The following is a 15,937-nucleotide window of genomic DNA, read 5'->3' as shown; positions in this document are numbered from 1 at the left end:
CGTCATGCACGGCAAACGAATTGTCATTCAGGCTTTTGCCTGATTGCAGGTGGCTTAAGCCCGTACGCTTTGGCACAGCAGCATTAGATTATCGGTAGCCGTGGGCAACGGTTTCGGCAGACTCAGCTCGCACTGGGTTTTCCCGTCCCATACCACGCGCATCGCTTCTCCGGCGTTCATCCCGGTTAGCCAAACCTGGCCGCCATCGTTAACGATCCCAGCCTGATGACCGCCGAGCCCCATCACTACCGCACCAAACGGCGGCGTAGTGCCGTCCGCAAGACGGACGGTGACCATCGCTTTTTCCCCGGCAATAACGCCGAAGCGACGCAGACCGATCGCGCCTTCAGTTAGGGTGCCCTGCACCACCGAGCGCGTAGCCTCAACATCATCCGCCAGCTTGTTAACGTCCACGCTAACGCTGCTTCGGTAATAGCTGCTGATGTCCGAGACGACGGCTTTGCCAAATCGGTTAGTCTCAGTAACACCGCCGTATCCCCGCACCGGAACGCCGCTGACGCCTGAGGTATCGAGCATCATCCGCGTCCCCCCCATTGTGCTAACACGGTGTAACGCAACGCCTTCCGTGGTGCCGGTTATGCCGCCCTGAGCTGAAAGGCCGACGGAGTGATAGCGGCTACCTTCGTAGCTGGCGTTGACGCTCATTTCCGCGCTATTCCCCTGATGGGTGAAGTAACCGCTGCCAACGGCATTACCTCTGCTGCCCGCACCGGCCTTAACACGATAGCTGTTATTGCTATCGAGGCGGTCGAAATACCCCACCGCGGTGCTATTACCCGTGCTGCCCGCCTGGCTGTCGAAACTCAACGTGCTACTGTTCCCCCACGGCAATGACAGACTGAGATACATGCCGTCATCGCTGGTGTTGTTATAAAGCGTTCGATAGGCCGACAGGTTGAGGCTGACGTTTTTAAAACGCCAGGCATCGAAATAGCGCGATAGGGAGAGGTTATAACTATCGTTATCCGGGCGATTCCAGTAGGTTTGGTGGCTATAGTTTGCATAAGCGCTTAGGCCCAGACTGCGGAATTGCTTATTGAAAGCGATGGTGTACAACTCTTTATTGTTGTTACCAACGATGCCGTGATAGCGCACGTTCAGATATTCGCTCATGCTCATAAAATCGCGCTGAGAAAAGCGGTAGCCTGCAAAGGTGACCTGGCTATCATATTCGTCAAAACGTTTGGAATAGCTAAGACGCCACGAGCCGCCCGTTTTGGTGTTGTCCCTTGGCAGTTCCGCATGGGACTGGGTAACGTCAAATGAGAGCGCCCCTAACGCCAGCAAATCTCGGCCAATTCCTGCCGCCAGCGCGTGATAGTCGTCGGCCAGCAAACTCCCGCCGTACAATGACCAACCGTTATTCACGCCCCAGGAGAATTCGCCGGTGGCAAACCCCGGCCCCTGGCTATCGTGCCGGTAATCCGAAGGTTTACCGAAGGCGAGCTTGTAACGCACGCTGCCCGGGCGCGTAAGATAGGGAATGCTTGCCGTATCCACCTGGAAACTATGCGAAGTGCCATCCTGTTCCTGAACCTTCACGTCCAGCGTACCCGAAACGGCGGTGTTCAAATCCTGAATCCGAAACGGCCCGGCGGCGACCGTGGTTTCATAGATAACCCTGCCCTGCTGGCTAACGGTCACTTTAGCGTTGGTTTTTGCCACGCCGACGACCTCCGGCGCGTAGCCGCGCAGATTTGGTGGCAGCATATTGTCATCAGACTCCATACTGGTTCCGGTGTAGCGGAAACTGTCGAACATGCCGGAGTTGAGGTAGTTCTCACCGAGCATCAGCTTCGATTTTAACGAGGGGATTGCCCGCCAGGCGTAGTACCGGCTCCACTGCCAGTCACGCTGCGTGTTGTTCATGGAGCCACGGGTATGGTTGTACTGCCCTTGCCAGTCGGCGCGAAAACGCCAGGCCCCCAGGTTAAACCCCGTGGTTCCGTTGCCGCTAAGCGACTGGACATCTCTTCGGCTCGCGCCGGTAAAACGCGACGACTGTCCGTTAAGGTTGTAATCAAAAATTCCCCCGGCAATACCGTCATCCCAGCGAGCGGGCGGATCCCAGTTGTCGGCGGTATATTCCAGATACGCCTGGGGAACGTTCAAGTAGAGCGCGCTTTCGCCTAGATCGGCCCTCGCGGTTACCCCCGGCAGGCTCACGGTATCCAGACACTGCCCGCTGTGCCACCACATAAGATCGCGCAAAGCAGAAGCTTTTAATCCCAGTTGGGCAATGACCTGTGGCGTAAGGCACACCTGGCTGCCCTGAGGATCGTTGTCCGGTTTAATAAACGCTAACGTTTGCTCCGGCAGCTCGGCTTTGTTCAGACGGATAACCATCTGATACTTACCCGGCATGATGTACCCTGCCTGAGAAAACTGGCTAAGGTCGATGTGTGAACGGTCACTAATATCCAGGACATCCGTGTTGAATTCTATTGCCTCTGCCGCGTATCCCTTTGCCCCCTGAAAAGCCAGCGCTACCATCAGCGCTACAGGACAACGGCGCAGCCCTGCACCGGCGTGATATAAAACCTGCCTCATCAAAAATAATCCAGTTTAAAACGCACGGTAGTGGAGTAAGCCCCGGCCCGTAGTTTTTGATGGTTGCCCACCAAACGTAGTGAGTAATCAAGGCGCATGGCGCCGGGCTGCAGCAGGCCCGCCTGCGAAGCAATGCCGGGATGCATACGGTTTCCTGTTGCATCAGAAATCTCTAACCCGATACCTCGAGCGCCACCGTGGAGCGCAAACAGCTCGCCGTCAGTAACGGGGCCATCAAAGGTCACCATGAAATGCGACCAGTCCTGCTGGTTAGGGATCAATTGCTCAAAGGCACAATTTTCCAGATGAATACTGAATGGCTTAGAAGGGCCAGCACCGTCACGAATCACTTGTTCTAGTGGGATAGTCATCAGATCGATCACCTGTTCCCGACTGGCCACGGCGATCGCGCAGGGCGTGTCGATGATCGAACCCTGCATGCTTACCTTTCCATGTCCCTGATCCGCCGCATTCTTCGCCAGCACACCTGAAGAGATCAGGGATAGCACAAACCACACCAGCAGAGAGGGCACTACAAACGAAGCACTGCTATTCATAGGTATCTCACAAACGAAAACCGTATAGAAAAACGCAGAAGGCCTGCTGCGTGCTTACTGATAGGCCAAAGTAAAATTGGCAACCGAGGTGAAGGATCCCGGCACGACCGTTGTGCTCCCGCCATTTCCTTTGAGGTAGGCGGAGTAAGTTAGCGTGTTATCACCCTGCTGTGTTTTTGTCGCGGAGCTGGCGGTCCCAAGCGGAATGTTGGTGCCCTCATCGTTGGTAATACCGATAGCAGCCCCGCTGGCGCTGCTGCCGACAATAGCCAAATAGCCGGGCTGAGCGCTGGATTCCGGTCCGGTAAAGGTAATGGTGACGGTTTTATCCGTAAGCCCCGAGAGATCGCAGCTTTCCAGTTTGATATCAAACGGACGTGGGTTGGACTTTCCGCCGTTGAGCAGCGATTTATTGGAGATTTCGCCCAAATCGACGGTCTGCTCAATGGTTTCAGGGGTAATTGAACATGGAGCATCAATAATACTGCCGGTAAACTTAACCGTGCCGTGGCCCTGATCGCTTGCCTGTGCCTGGCCTGCCAGTACGGCAGCCCCCATACCAAAGACCCAAACCAATTTGGTTAATTGCATTTACTCATTCCTTTATAAGTTTCTTAACTAGCGTTCGTCACAAGAAGTCTCGTTACCACAACTGCGCAACGGGAATATTCTAATTTACGTTAGTGCTCTAATCACTTATATCAAAAATCGCCTCAATTTCGCCCACGAGCGAAATATATAAAAAGCGTTTTTTAGAAGAAACTTTCTGGAGAGAGTCATACGATTTAGCACATTGCTAAATTATCTACTAAATCGACACCCGGAACTAAATCATGTCTAACTCATTAAGCGTACGCGACCAAAACAGCTTCATTTCAGCCTATAAAAACTTACTTAACGACAGTGACAAACGCATTCATAAAGGTGATGTCAACACGCTAAACAGAATCCTCAATAAATGCGATAAAATTGAGGTCGGCCAGCTGCTAATGACAAAAATGGAATCATACCCAAAAGATCCTGCCGGGTTGAAAGATACTTTTAGTAAGTTATTTGACAAGCTTGAAGCGCAGAACTCCAAAATGCATGATAAGAAAGAAGAGAAGCTTAAAAATATTCAACAGAAGCTTGCCCCGGTCGTGCTGGACATTCATAAAAATGAAATAAATGCTCACAATGCAAAAATAGCCGCCGAAATCGAAGGCCTTTCCGATGGTCTCCAGCTTATTTCTAAAAATATTTCTCACGAAAAAAACGAGATCGCCAAACTTCAGGGAAGTATCGATAAAACTGATGCACAAATTAAGAAACTGCATAATGAGATTAAACCTCTGGCCGATGCGCTAAAGGATACCTCACCGAAAGACTTTGCGGCCAAAGATGCCGAACGTTTAAAAAATACTGAAGTAAAAATCAGTAAGCTCGAGGCCGAACAAAATGCTGAAATCAGTACATTAAATAAGAAAATTGCCGCGCATGAAAATAGTCGCGCGGTGCTACTTGATTTTGCAAGGAGGCACGGGGTAAGCAATGCCGAGCAGGATCTTAAAAAAGCTGAGGCTGGCTATATTTATGATAAGCGTGACACTGGTTTTGGCACCACCAGCTGGAGTGATCATTTGGGCAGCGATAAATATGCCATCAAGAACTTCGGCTACGATTTAAAAGAAGGCCGCCGTGAATATTCTGATCTCATTAAAGTGCCTAACCATGAGGGCAAGCAGTGGCAGAAACTGATGCAGAACTTCGGTGATGCTCCAAAAAACATTAAGGCTCTGCAAAGGGAAATATCACAACTTAAGAATGAATATAAAAGTGATATCAGTCAGGTTAAACTTGAAAACAATCTTTCTGCCAAACAGGAGATTGAGCAGCGAATTGATTTTAAACAAAAATCAATTCGCTCATTAGAAAACAATAATGAAATTACATCACGCAAAATTAAATCATGCCATGACTATATATCTGCGCTAGAAGCCAGGAAGAGCCCGCTCATAGCGAAAATGGACGAACTTAAGTCCCATATAAAACAAAACAGCTAAATCATTCTATTTCTCAGAAGCTAAAATCCACGCCATGGCGTGGATTTTTGTTTGCAGCGTAAACCGCTGATAACAGTTCAACTACCTTTTCGCTTCACTCCACTCTATTGTCTTCTTGACCAAAAAACTATCCTCACGCGCGGGCATCCTGAAGCTATCTCTGGAAACAAATTCCATCGCAACTTCGCTGTTATCATAGCGTGGTAATTCAACGGTGGTATTCATTAAATCATTATGTTCGTCGAGAAGGTTGGAGTAATATTCAATATCTTCGAGGTTGTTACTCCTCTGCGCAGCGTGAAGCTTGACTTCATAGCTAGCGCGAATTTGTTGCTCAAGCGCCTCGGTAGCCACTGAAACCCGGCGTTCCCGGCGTTTTTCCTGCGACAGGACGATTTGGTCTCCATCGACAAAAAAAAGCTCATCATTTTTAATCAGGATGTTGCCATGCACATTCAAATCATGCATATACACCCCTCGCTCATACAACAGGTTGTCGGCGCGCTCATAATTAGCATCAGTTCCAATATCAAATACTTTGCCATTGATGTACTTTGAAACCAGGACCTCCATTTTTTTATTATCAAAAGAAATCTGCATATACCGGGAAAAGTCAGGGTCGTGGTTAGCATGATTTAAATAATGGCTCACGCGTTCTGGATGCGCATTTCTGTGCTCGGCAGAATGAGTATCTATCATGTTTCCTGTACTGTTGACCGGGATTTTTACGGCGTATTTGCCTTCAAACAAATAGACGCTCCCGTAGCTACCGCTGCCAATAGGCTTAAGTTTTACCAGGCTCTCTTTCGTGATATTGCCTTCGGCAGCCATTTTCTCAATAAACCGATCGATATCTGCCGGGGCTGAGCTATCCGCTTCATCTCGCATAGCGACCAGCTCACTAACCCGCGTATTGAAATGCGTCAGATCTTCCACATACGTTGACAGATGTTTTTCTAACCGGTGCTGAAAGGCTGAATAAAAATGCGCTTCGCCGCTCCCCTCGAACCCAGTGTCTACGGTGCGGCTACGGATTTCGCCGTTGTTATCGTTGAAGAGACAGGTCTTTAAGAACTCCAGGTTATCTGCAGAGCAATCAGCCTGCGCCAGTACAATTCCATCAAATTTCATGTCAATGACGGCTACCCCATCATCTCGTTGTTGCACCTCGATTGAATATCGACTGACAGCTTCAGGTTTTGAGTTATCGATTAATTTGACAAAACCAATGATCGGCCTCCACTGGGTAACGTCACTACCCTGTGGCATTATCTCTAATGACATGGGTCGCGATATTTCGGGGTGGTTCCGATGTTGATATAATAAATGGTGTATCTGATAATATTCCGAAATAGCGCTCTTTCCCGTAAATATATGCCTGAAGTAATCGATGAATTTTTCAAAACGACTGAACTGATAAACGTCTTTACCCTGTAAAAGGTCTGACATCCGCTCTCTGGAAATATGGCAAACATCGTTAACAAATGGAATAGCAACCGACATAGTTCCCTCCAGTACATGATTGCAAATTAGCCTGTAATAAAGTCATTAACGGGTGAGGTATCTCTGAGCTATATCTAATTCGCCCGCAGCACAACAATGCCGGGTTTTGAACGCATATAATTAAGGAAGGGGGTATCAACAACCTTGCGGTTTGCAGACAGCGAGGAAGCATTGCGGAACCAGACGGCATCGCCCGCACGAATCACAATCCCCGTATGAGAGACATCCAGCCCCTGCATGGGCGAATAAACACCGACATAGTCGCCATTGTGCAGGCGTTCAAGTACCGAGCGGTCGATAGCGTATCCCGGTATATAGTTTATCTTTCTGGTAATAATACCCAGTCCCGGGATGTATTCCCCTCCCCCCGGTTTAAGATTGAGGTGCTTTTCAGCCGTAAGATAATGGGGACTTATCTCCGGTGTAACATCCCGCGCATTATGTGGCGACGTGGCGAACCAGTCAGACAGAAAATGACGGCGGGTCAGGTAGCTCACTTTGCCATCAACATAGCGCGTTTTTACCAGTTGCCGAAGAAACGCTTTACGCGTATCGCTTTTCGTCAGGGCCTGAACATAGTCCACCAGGGTAAAACAGTCGACGCCCCTGAGATTGACAACCAACTGTTCCGGCGTATTTTGAGAACCGATCAACGTTTCACCCTGGTAGGGAGTCTGCAGGAACGTCGATGAAACAAGGCCTATCAAATCACCCTGCTTTGCCTTGGCGTTCGGCAACACTTCGCCCTGGATAACTTCATCCACTTTTCGCGCGCTATACCCGTCGATGACGGTTTTGTATTTAGCCGCATCGGCCATTGCGTATGACGTAAAACAGAGTGATGCCAATAAAAATCCGTATCGCAACATAACTTTCTCCTGATAAAAACTGCGCATCATCATTACCGATTCATCTATTTAACACGTGCCGATAGTAAACCGGTCATTGAGCCGCAGATATCAGGGTATAACCTGATAAAGATGACTGAAGGCCACAGTGATATTCCGTTACACATGAGCGTCGTAATCAAGCTCCAGTACCATACGCAGCAAAGCAGCAACGGGTTCAAACAGGGATTCAGGGATCACCTCACCCGCTTTGACGCTAAAAAATAGCTGGCGCGCCAACGCAATATTCTCCACCACAGGAACAGACTCCCTGATGGCGAGAGCGACAATATGTGCTGCCCTCGCCTCTACGCCTTTTTCGAGCACCGTAGGGATCGGCGTGTCGACAGGGTCATAGCCCAGGCAAATGGCGATATGCGTAGGGTTGCGAATAACCACCGCAGACTGCTTCACGTTTTGCGCTAAACTGCCGCTTTGCATTTCGCGTTGTACTTCACGCCGCCGTTTTTTAACCTGCGGGTCACCTTCAATATCTTTAGTTTCCTGTTTGACATCCTCCTTACTCATTCGCTGTTGTTTCATCGTGTTGTGCGTCTGGAAGGCATAATCAACAACACCCAGAACCACGTAAAACGTCAGCAATGCATACCATATCCAGCGGATCATAATCGTGAAAAGTGGGATCGCGCAGCTCGCGTCACAGTACGGCAGTGCCTGAAACGTTGTCGAAAAATAGCGGAAAAGAGAGATGAAAATCAGACACAATAAAATGACTTTCAGACAGGATTTAAACAGCTCCACCAGACTGTGCACGGAAAAAATCTGTTTAAGGTTATTGACTGGGTTAATTTTGTCACCTTTGACGCCAACCGCCTTCGTGGCAAGCATAAAACCGACTTGCGCAACCAGACTTACGATGGTTGCCGCCGCCAGCATACCGCCGAACAGGGCAAAAAATTCGCCTCCTGCACGCAGCAATGCCTGCGTTAACAGGCTGAAGGCATATTCAAAGGGTTGATTGATGAGTCGTGAAGCCAGCAACATCAGCTCAGCAATCTGGTGCACAACTTCATCGGCAAAAAAATGAAAAAAAGCCAGTATTGTTAGCAGCTGGACACCGGAGGTTATCTCCAGGCTTTTGATTACCTGCCCCTCCTGGCGGCTATCACGCTTCTTTTTCTCGGTAGGCTGCTCGGTTTTTTCACTCATGGCTGGCTAACCACTGGCTCACATGCCGGTAAAGCGTTTCACTCTCAAGCTGATAGTGGTGGAAGGCGTACGGCAAGGAGAGCAGCAATAGCAAGAGCGCCAGCGCACTTTTCACCGGCATGGATAAGAAGAACACGTTGAGCTGCTGAGCGGACCGGTTAAGCAATCCGAGCGCCAGGTCCGCGAGCATCATGCAGAGCACCGCAGGCAGAGAAAAGCTCAGACACAGCTGGTACAACACGCGGCACTGCGCCAGCAAAAAGTGTAAAAAGGGTACGTTGAAAGCCAGCGCCTTGCCGGGAGGTAAATAGTGGTAAGAACCGTACAACGCCGTCAGGAGTTGACTGAATCCCCCGGTAATAAAGAAAAGCGCACACAGAAACTGGCTAAACAACAGGCCAAAAATCGACGTCTGTACCGACATCGCCGGGTTGAACACGGTTCCCATTGTGGCACCGCGTAGGGTGTCAATCAGGAATCCCGCCATGTCGACGGCCCAGAAGGGGATCGCGGCGCAAAATCCCAGCATCAAACCAATGACCAGTTCGCCTGGGATCACCCTCAGCCATGACCATCCCTGGTGAATCACCGGTTGAGTATAAAAAACCGGTAGTACCGGCAGCACTATCGCCAGCAGCACTCCGTTGCGGATCAGCGTCGAGCCGAGATTACCGGTCTGCAACAGCGGGAAAAGCAGCGTTAGCCCAAGCGGTCTCATCATCGCCAGCGCCACGGTGACCAGCCCGTCACTGAGTGAAAGCGTCACCCGTGCATACCCGTCTGCAAAAACACCTGACGGGTATAGGCCAGAAGTAGCCCCCCCAGCCAGTGATAGGTCGCCATAATAACCAAGGCCACGGCAAGCAGCTTGATCATAAACTGCAGCGTCTGATCCTGAATCTGAGTCAGCGCCTGAAGGAGACTCACCGCAATCCCGACGACCGATGCGACCAGCACTACCGGCAATGAGGTCATGAGCACCAGCCACAGCAGCTCTGTAACGAAATGGGTTAGGTTGGCATCCGTCATCTAAAGCTCTGCACCAGTTGAGAAAGGATCAGGTCCCAGCCGCCAGCTAACAGGAAAATCAATAATTTGAACGGCAAAGAGATGGTCATCGGTGACACCATCATCATCCCCATCGCCAACAGGACGTTGGATACCAGCAGATCGATGGCCAGAAACGGCAGATAAATAAGCAGACCAATACGAAACGCCTGCGACAGCTGGCTGACGGTAAAGGCGGGCAACAGGATCAACAGTGAATCCGGCTTAACGCGACGCCGGGCCTCTTCCGGCCATGTGCTGGCTATCAGATGACGAAAATAATGCGCCTCTTTTTCATCGGAATTTTTTTGCAGAAACTGACGGTAAGGGCCAAGCGCGTGGCTGTCCCAGCCCTGTAACCAGGGTAAAGTCGCCTCTTCTTTCGTCGGATGCCACTCGGCTTTTACCGCCATCACCGTCGGCGCCATGATAAAGAGCGAGAGCACCAGCGCCAGGCCATAGAGCGCCATATTGGGCGGCACCTGCTGAATACCCAGCGCATTGCGTAAAATCGAAAACACCACCGCCAGCTTCAGGAACGAGGTCCCCATCACGATGGCAAGCGGTAGCAGAGAGAGTAAAAACAGCAGCGCTATCAGCTGCCAGGGAGAGTCAGGTAAAGGCATGATCTGTCCTGTTTATACGGCGATAAATCAGTTATAGCCGCGCCATGCCGCGCCCTCTATCAGGTATTAACCGTATCCTCCCCAATGCTCTGAGCGTCAGACGGATGTACAAACCATTGGGTGACTCGCACCAGAAAACTCTCCCCGCAGGCGATCAGTTCACCCTCGCCTATCACGCGGCCATTGAGTCTTAGCTTCACGTCGGGTGAGAGCCTGGCTTCGGTCGCAATTAGGTCCCCTTCGCGTAGCGTCCGCAACGTGCCAAGGGCGATATCAATTTGTCCTACCTCTACCAGCAGCTTTTGCGGCAGGGCGTCCAGGTGATACGACAAGGGCGAGGCAGAACCCGCACGATCGCTGTCCTCGGCCAACAGGCTTTCCATATCATTGACCAACGCTTCAATTTTCACATCTCCCCCCTCTTCGATTCGGATACGCGCTGCACTTCCCGTCGCCAGTAGTACAACCAATTCACCCTCGCGCGGACGGCCGAAAGGACTCATCCGCAACCCTGTTCCCGGGCCAATGCTTGCCATTTCGTGCATCGAGGCCTGACACCAGCCGGCGTAACAGGCGAACGCCACCGGCGGCAATAAACGCACTGGCCGGATGCCGGGGCCGACCTGCCGGGCAATGGCGCGAAACCAGGTGGTGGGCCAGCCAAACAGCACACAGCGGAACGTGTAGCCGTCAATCTGCCAGGCAAATACCAGCGCAACGTACTGGTTGAGCATGCTACAACGGCGCGGTTCTCCCGGCCCGTTGTGTAATGTCGCGCCGCTTGCCTGCAACAGCGGCGATAGACCCCATAGCGCAACGCCCGCCAGCAGTTGGGCGTCGACGTCTTGCTCTGAAGCGGTCCCCAGGGTCCCTTCACACCACCGCTGCCAGTCGCTTTCGGCTAACCAGACGCCGCACGGCGTATCTTCGGCAGTGACTGAAAACAGTCTCCCCTGCGGGCTGTCGGTCCAGCGCTGTGCCGTAACATGAAGAGCTCCAAGATCCCTCCCTTCCGTTTGCAACATCCCGGCAAGAATGCTCTCTTCAGAAGAGATCCGCGTCATACACCACCTCCAGCGCAACGTTGTGCCCGGCGGCCAGCAGCCCGGCGTTCAGCCAGGTGGAAAAGTGCTTCAGCTGGCGGCATAAATCGCGCTTAGGCACCAGCACCGTCAGAAAGGTTTTACCTTCCCGCGTTTCAATCTCGCAAATAAGCCCCGCCACGGAGCCGCCCACCAGCCGGTAGCGTTGTTTTTGCTGTCTCAGCGCAGACTTTCCCGTTCTACGGTCGGGCACGGGCGCCACCTGCGCCATGAGTTGAATAAACCGGGTAGTTTCCGTTGGCTGCCGTTTGTCCTGTTCAGGCTGTCTGGCGTGCCAGAGGCAACCTTCCGTTCGGTTAACGTTCATCGCTCAGCAGACTCCTTAGTTTTTCTTTTTTATTCAGAACGCTCACCAGCTCCCGCTGCAGCTCACTAAGCTGCCCCTGTAGCCGTTTTTGTGCATCCGCAAGCAGGCGCTGCTGCTGCGCCAGGCCGTATTCCTCATGAAATAAATTATTCATAGCCTGTTTCTGCGCCATCAGTTCGCCTGAGGACAACGTACCGGACCAGAGAAGGAGCTGATTGAGCGCCTGCGCCAGGTCTTTACGACGGCTCTGGCACTGAAAACCCAACTGCTCCGTTTGCTGACGCTGCAGCGTTAACTCCGTCATTTGCCGTCGCAGGCGGTCCTCGCGACGGTCCTTGATCCTGAGTAAACAATTCAGCATCAGATGTCCGTCAAATAACGCATTTGCGCCAGCAGTTCGTCGAGATTGCATGGTTCATTACTCTGTTGTTGCAGGAAGTGACAAATATCGGAATAGCGGTCTACCGCCCGGTCGGCCTGAGGATCTTCTCCGCGCACGAACTCACCTATCCGCACCAGAAGCTCCACGTCGCGATACACTGACAGCAACTGCCGGCTCGCGTTCGCCAACGCCCGGTGTTCACCGCTGGCCACCATCGGCATCAGGCGGCTCAGGCTAGCTAACACGTCAATGGCTGGAAAGTGGGCCGCTTCTGCCAGGCGGCGCGAAAGTACGATGTGGCCGTCGAGTAACGACCTCACTTCATCGGCCAACGGTTCATTCATGTCGTCGCTTTCCACCAGTACGGTGTAAAACGCGGTAATGCTGCCGAGGGTGCCCTTACCCGCCCGTTCGAGCAGCCGTGGTAATGCCGCAAAAACGCTGGGAGGATAGCTGCCGGAAACTGCAGCTTCGCCACCGGCGAGCGCTATCTCGCGGGCGGCGCGGGCGTAGCGGGTTAAGGAATCGGCAAACAGCAGAACTCGCTTGCCACGATCGCGAAACGCTTCGGCGATGGTGGTCGCCACCCATAGCGCCCTCATGCGTTCAAGCGCGGGCCGGTCGGACGTTGAAACCACCATTACGCAGCGCCGTCGGGTCTCTTCACCCAGCGTTTGCTCAATGAACTCACGCACTTCGCGACCACGCTCACCGATAAGCACCAGCACGTTGATGTCGCTATCCGGGCTGCGGCACAGCATCGACATCAGGGTGCTTTTCCCCACCCCCGCTGCCGCAAAAATCCCCATCCGCTGTCCTTCACCACAGGTCAAAAGCCCGTCGATGGCGCGGATCCCGGTAAGCATCGGCTTCTCAATCAGCTGGCGCAGCAGCGGCGAAGGTGGCGGTGCATCGTAATCTTGCCAGGGCCCCTGCGGGGCGGGGCCGTCATCAAGAGGTAATCCCATACCGTCCAGCACTCGCCCTAAAAGATCTTCCCCCACCGGAACACGATGTCGCCGCCCCAGGGATCGCACCTGCTGTCCACAATACAGGCCTGCGGTACTGGCAAAAGGTGAAAGCTGCGCCGTCGCGCCGTCGATACCAACGACCTCCGCCAGCGCACCTTCTGGCAACAGGCAACACACCTCACCCATAAAAACACCTGGCAGATACGCGTTGAGCAGCGTCGCACCAACGTGCAATAAGCGCCCGGTTTTCAGATAACCTTGTGGTACGTCCCGCAGCGGCGTCAGCGATTCTTCAATGGCGGCCAGCACCTCGGCTTTAATCATCGTCACCGGCAAGCTCCTGTGGTGTAAGATCGATACTGTGCACAACCTGTACCGCACAGTTTTCTCCCAGCTCCTGCCAGGAGAGTACGGGAACATTAAACAGCCCCGTTTCCGTTATTTTGCGCAGAAAGCGGCGAGCATCGACCGAGGTCACAATGTTCAACTCACCGTGCTCTGCCAGTGCCTCCTGAATTAAGCTCAGAATGCGCGAACTTTGCCCAAGGCTCAGGGCCGCGTAGGTCCCCATCGAAGTCTGACGGATAGACTCGCGGATCAGGTTTTCGATTCCTTCCCCCACGCGCAGGACGCGCAGCGCCTCACCGTTCGGCTGCAGCCGGTGCAAAATATGCCGACGCAGCGCCATGCGCACATATTCGGTCAGCATCAGCACATCTTTCTCACGCGGCGCCCATTCAATCAGGGTGCCAAAGACCGTGCGTAAATCGCGGATCGAAATACTTTCTGCCACCAGCCTCTGAAGGGTTTCCGTAATCTTGCTTATCGGCAGCTGCCGCTGCAGCTCTTTAACCAGCTCCGAATAGCGCTTCTCCATAGCATCCATCAGGTATCGTGCCTCCTGCACGCCGATAAACTCCGCCATGTGACGCAACAGGACCTGGCGGAGCAATGCCGTGATGCGTTGGTTTCCCTCGGCAATCGCGAGCCCCATGCTCTGCGCTTTTTTTCCGGCCTCTGCTGTCAACCAGCCGATACTTCCCATCCCGTCCGGCAGCGGTTGTACTTCGCACCCCGGCTGTTTATCAGGCTCCAGCAGCAGGTATGCGCTCTCGGGGATGGCGAATGAAAAGACCGGCTCCTGGTAGATCAGCACCGACATCCCCTGCACGTAGTCCCGGCTATCTGGCCTGATAGTGATTTCCGGCAGCGGCACACCGTACTCTTCGAAAAGCATCCAACGTAAGGCATCAATATCCCGGGCCAGCGTGCCGGTATTGAGCGATGGCATCACGTGCAGCGTTAACGGCCTGGCTCCAGGCTGCATCCGGTCTTCACTCATCTCTCCCGTTTGCGGTATATCGTGTTGTGTGTGCCTGGAGCGACGCCAGAATAAAAAGAACGGCAGCGCGGTGAACGCCGCCAGGACAAAAAAGTCCAGGAAGGGAAAACCGGGGATCAGGGCGAATAAAATCAGGACCGCGGCCGTCAGCATCAGCGCCTGCGGCTGTCGACCAAGCTGGGTGGTTAATTCGCTGGCAAGATTCTGTTTCTTCTCCCCTGGCACGCGGGTGACGATAATTCCGGCGCTCAGTGAGATAAGCAGCGAAGGGATCTGCCCGCACAGCCCATCGCCAATCGATAACACGCTGTAAGTTTGTACCGCATCACCCAGCGGCATGTCGTACTGCACCACGGCGATGATGATGCCACCGATAATATTGACCAGAACCACAATAATTCCGGCGATCGCATCGCCTTTTACAAACTTCATGGCCCCATCCATGGCGCCAAGAAAGCGGCTCTCCTGCTGAACCTGCTGGCGAAGGTGCCGCGCCTGAACCGCGTCAATCACCCCAGCCCGCAGATCGCCATCAATGCTCATCTGTTTTCCAGGCATACCGTCGAGCGAAAAGCGGGCGCTGACTTCGGCTACGCGCTCGGTCCCTTTCGTGATGACGATAAACTGGATGATGGTGATTATCGTAAAAATAACCAGCCCCACCGTCAGGTTTCCCCCCACCACAAAATGGCCGAAGGCATCCACGATGTTGCCCGCATCGTGCTGCAGCAAAACCAACCGCGAGGTGCTGATGGTCAATGACAGCCGGTACAGTGTGGTAATCAGCAGCAAAGAAGGGAAAACCGACAGATCCAGCGGGTCATTGATGTAGATGGCAATCAGCAGCAAAATGACCGAAAACGCGATGTTAACAGCGATCAGGATATCCACCATGAACGTCGGTAACGGCAGGATCATCATCACGATAGCAATCAGCAGCACCACCGCCAGAATAATATCCTGACGCCCGGCGCAGGCGGCGAGCCCCTTCTGCAGACCTTGCATACTCATGCTTTTCATCATTGAGATTTGCATAGCGACTCCAGAAAAGCTTGCTGCCGGCGATGCACCCGCAGCCACAGTTCCGCCGCGCTATCGACTGCCGGACAACAGCTCATCGCAAGGGAACCACGCAGCTGAAAAATACGCTGTGGAATACCGGCAAAGTCAGCGGGCTTCCAGCGCTGAAGCGCCAGTAACAGCAGGTTGTCATCATAGGGAGCCAGCGGCATACACTGGCTCATGTGGAGTCGGCCATCCTGCCAGCTAAGCCAGGTTTGAAACCGCTCGCCCTGCCAGTACATCCCGGCGGCGGCTGGGCGCGCGGGCAGTTCGGCTAGCTGTATAAACAGCAGAATATTAAGCTCTGTCACTCGGTCTAACGCCATACGACCTCCCGCTTGCGTAGGGCTACAGAGTTCCAGATAAG

General features: G+C 52.9%; 16 protein-coding genes. 1 reads left to right on the top strand and 15 read right to left on the bottom strand.

The window, feature by feature from the left end; translation table 11 throughout:
- Positions 1-54: 54 nt before the first annotated feature.
- The 3 genes from C7387_RS04500 to C7387_RS04490 are packed head-to-tail and all read right to left on the bottom strand — an operon-like array spanning position 55 to position 3,719.
- Entirely contained in the window at positions 55-2,571 is a 2,517-nt protein-coding gene (locus C7387_RS04500) for an outer membrane usher protein (RefSeq protein ID WP_120816173.1), read from the bottom strand.
- Entirely contained in the window at positions 2,571-3,128 is a 558-nt protein-coding gene (locus C7387_RS04495) for a fimbrial protein (RefSeq protein WP_006820306.1), read from the bottom strand. The genes C7387_RS04500 and C7387_RS04495 overlap by 1 nt, the downstream gene beginning before the upstream one ends.
- Before the next feature lie 54 nt (positions 3,129-3,182).
- Complete coding sequence (locus C7387_RS04490; RefSeq protein WP_006820307.1) at positions 3,183-3,719, bottom strand: fimbrial protein; 537 nt, start codon at positions 3,717-3,719, stop codon at positions 3,183-3,185.
- Positions 3,720-3,961: 242 nt separating this feature from the next.
- On the opposite strand from C7387_RS04490, the gene C7387_RS04485 reads away from it, so the two are divergent.
- Entirely contained in the window at positions 3,962-5,170 is a 1,209-nt protein-coding gene (locus C7387_RS04485) for a coiled-coil domain-containing protein (protein WP_120816172.1), read from the top strand.
- A gap of 81 nt (positions 5,171-5,251) precedes the next feature.
- Here C7387_RS04485 and C7387_RS04480 read toward each other — a convergent pair whose 3' ends face one another.
- From C7387_RS04480 to C7387_RS04425, 12 genes are all read right to left on the bottom strand, one after another.
- Entirely contained in the window at positions 5,252-6,673 is a 1,422-nt protein-coding gene (locus C7387_RS04480) for a protein kinase family protein (protein WP_120816171.1), read from the bottom strand.
- 74 nt (positions 6,674-6,747) lie between these two features.
- On the bottom strand, positions 6,748-7,575 hold the full coding sequence (locus C7387_RS04475; RefSeq protein ID WP_120816170.1) for a DUF1460 domain-containing protein: 828 nt from the start codon (positions 7,573-7,575) through the stop codon (positions 6,748-6,750).
- Positions 7,576-7,680: 105 nt separating this feature from the next.
- The gene (locus C7387_RS04470; RefSeq protein ID WP_120816169.1) at positions 7,681-8,730 is read right to left on the bottom strand and encodes an EscU/YscU/HrcU family type III secretion system export apparatus switch protein; all 1,050 of its coding nucleotides are present in this window, start codon (positions 8,728-8,730) and stop codon (positions 7,681-7,683) included.
- Positions 8,723-9,496, bottom strand: a complete 774-nt coding sequence (locus C7387_RS04465; RefSeq protein WP_120816168.1) for an EscT/YscT/HrcT family type III secretion system export apparatus protein — start codon at positions 9,494-9,496, stop codon at positions 8,723-8,725. The genes C7387_RS04470 and C7387_RS04465 overlap by 8 nt, the downstream gene beginning before the upstream one ends.
- A complete protein-coding gene (locus tag C7387_RS04460) occupies positions 9,493-9,759 on the bottom strand; it encodes an EscS/YscS/HrcS family type III secretion system export apparatus protein (RefSeq protein WP_006820313.1) in 267 nt (88 codons plus the stop codon). The genes C7387_RS04465 and C7387_RS04460 overlap by 4 nt, the downstream gene beginning before the upstream one ends.
- Positions 9,756-10,403: a type III secretion system export apparatus subunit SctR gene (sctR, locus tag C7387_RS04455; protein WP_120816167.1), complete on the bottom strand. Its 648-nt coding sequence runs from the start codon at positions 10,401-10,403 to the stop codon at positions 9,756-9,758. The genes C7387_RS04460 and sctR overlap by 4 nt, the downstream gene beginning before the upstream one ends.
- Positions 10,404-10,462: 59 nt before the next feature.
- Positions 10,463-11,467 carry a YscQ/HrcQ family type III secretion apparatus protein gene (locus tag C7387_RS04450; RefSeq protein ID WP_120816166.1) on the bottom strand — a complete coding sequence of 335 codons (1,005 nt, stop codon included), beginning with the start codon at positions 11,465-11,467 and terminating at the stop codon, positions 10,463-10,465.
- Positions 11,448-11,813: a hypothetical protein gene (locus C7387_RS04445; protein WP_006820316.1), complete on the bottom strand. Its 366-nt coding sequence runs from the start codon at positions 11,811-11,813 to the stop codon at positions 11,448-11,450. Before C7387_RS04445 ends, C7387_RS04450 begins: the two co-directional genes overlap by 20 nt.
- Positions 11,803-12,174, bottom strand: coding sequence for a hypothetical protein (locus tag C7387_RS04440; protein ID WP_120816165.1), 372 nt, complete (start codon positions 12,172-12,174; stop codon positions 11,803-11,805). The genes C7387_RS04445 and C7387_RS04440 overlap by 11 nt, the downstream gene beginning before the upstream one ends.
- Positions 12,174-13,487, bottom strand: coding sequence for an EscN/YscN/HrcN family type III secretion system ATPase (locus C7387_RS04435; RefSeq protein WP_420855514.1), 1,314 nt, complete (start codon positions 13,485-13,487; stop codon positions 12,174-12,176). Before C7387_RS04435 ends, C7387_RS04440 begins: the two co-directional genes overlap by 1 nt.
- Positions 13,483-15,528: an EscV/YscV/HrcV family type III secretion system export apparatus protein gene (locus C7387_RS04430; protein ID WP_120816719.1), complete on the bottom strand. Its 2,046-nt coding sequence runs from the start codon at positions 15,526-15,528 to the stop codon at positions 13,483-13,485. Before C7387_RS04430 ends, C7387_RS04435 begins: the two co-directional genes overlap by 5 nt.
- Positions 15,528-15,896 (bottom strand): hypothetical protein, encoded by a 369-nt coding sequence (locus C7387_RS04425; RefSeq protein WP_006820320.1) that lies wholly within the window; start codon positions 15,894-15,896, stop codon positions 15,528-15,530. The genes C7387_RS04430 and C7387_RS04425 overlap by 1 nt, the downstream gene beginning before the upstream one ends.
- Between the last annotated feature and the right edge of the window lie 41 nt (positions 15,897-15,937).

The sequence above is a fragment of the Yokenella regensburgei genome (assembly GCF_003634235.1).
Taxonomy (GTDB): Bacteria; Pseudomonadota; Gammaproteobacteria; order Enterobacterales; family Enterobacteriaceae; genus Yokenella; species Yokenella regensburgei.
Note: the sequence above shows the minus strand (reverse complement) of the source record. Positions and strands in the feature narration are given on the sequence as shown.

Coding starts and splice junctions, on each gene's coding strand:
- C7387_RS04500 (WP_120816173.1), bottom strand. CDS start 2,571: ATGAGGCAGGTTTTATATCACGCCGGTGCAGGGCTGCGCCGTTGTCCT.
- C7387_RS04460 (WP_006820313.1), bottom strand. CDS start 9,759: ATGACGGATGCCAACCTAACCCATTTCGTTACAGAGCTGCTGTGGCTG.
- C7387_RS04445 (WP_006820316.1), bottom strand. CDS start 11,813: ATGAACGTTAACCGAACGGAAGGTTGCCTCTGGCACGCCAGACAGCCT.
- C7387_RS04480 (WP_120816171.1), bottom strand. CDS start 6,673: ATGTCGGTTGCTATTCCATTTGTTAACGATGTTTGCCATATTTCCAGA.
- C7387_RS04450 (WP_120816166.1), bottom strand. CDS start 11,467: ATGACGCGGATCTCTTCTGAAGAGAGCATTCTTGCCGGGATGTTGCAA.
- C7387_RS04425 (WP_006820320.1), bottom strand. CDS start 15,896: ATGGCGTTAGACCGAGTGACAGAGCTTAATATTCTGCTGTTTATACAG.
- C7387_RS04470 (WP_120816169.1), bottom strand. CDS start 8,730: ATGAGTGAAAAAACCGAGCAGCCTACCGAGAAAAAGAAGCGTGATAGC.
- C7387_RS04490 (WP_006820307.1), bottom strand. CDS start 3,719: ATGCAATTAACCAAATTGGTTTGGGTCTTTGGTATGGGGGCTGCCGTA.
- C7387_RS04440 (WP_120816165.1), bottom strand. CDS start 12,174: ATGCTGAATTGTTTACTCAGGATCAAGGACCGTCGCGAGGACCGCCTG.
- C7387_RS04475 (WP_120816170.1), bottom strand. CDS start 7,575: ATGATGATGCGCAGTTTTTATCAGGAGAAAGTTATGTTGCGATACGGA.
- C7387_RS04485 (WP_120816172.1), top strand. CDS start 3,962: ATGTCTAACTCATTAAGCGTACGCGACCAAAACAGCTTCATTTCAGCC.
- sctR (WP_120816167.1), bottom strand. CDS start 10,403: ATGCCTTTACCTGACTCTCCCTGGCAGCTGATAGCGCTGCTGTTTTTA.
- C7387_RS04430 (WP_120816719.1), bottom strand. CDS start 15,528: ATGAAAAGCATGAGTATGCAAGGTCTGCAGAAGGGGCTCGCCGCCTGC.
- C7387_RS04495 (WP_006820306.1), bottom strand. CDS start 3,128: ATGAATAGCAGTGCTTCGTTTGTAGTGCCCTCTCTGCTGGTGTGGTTT.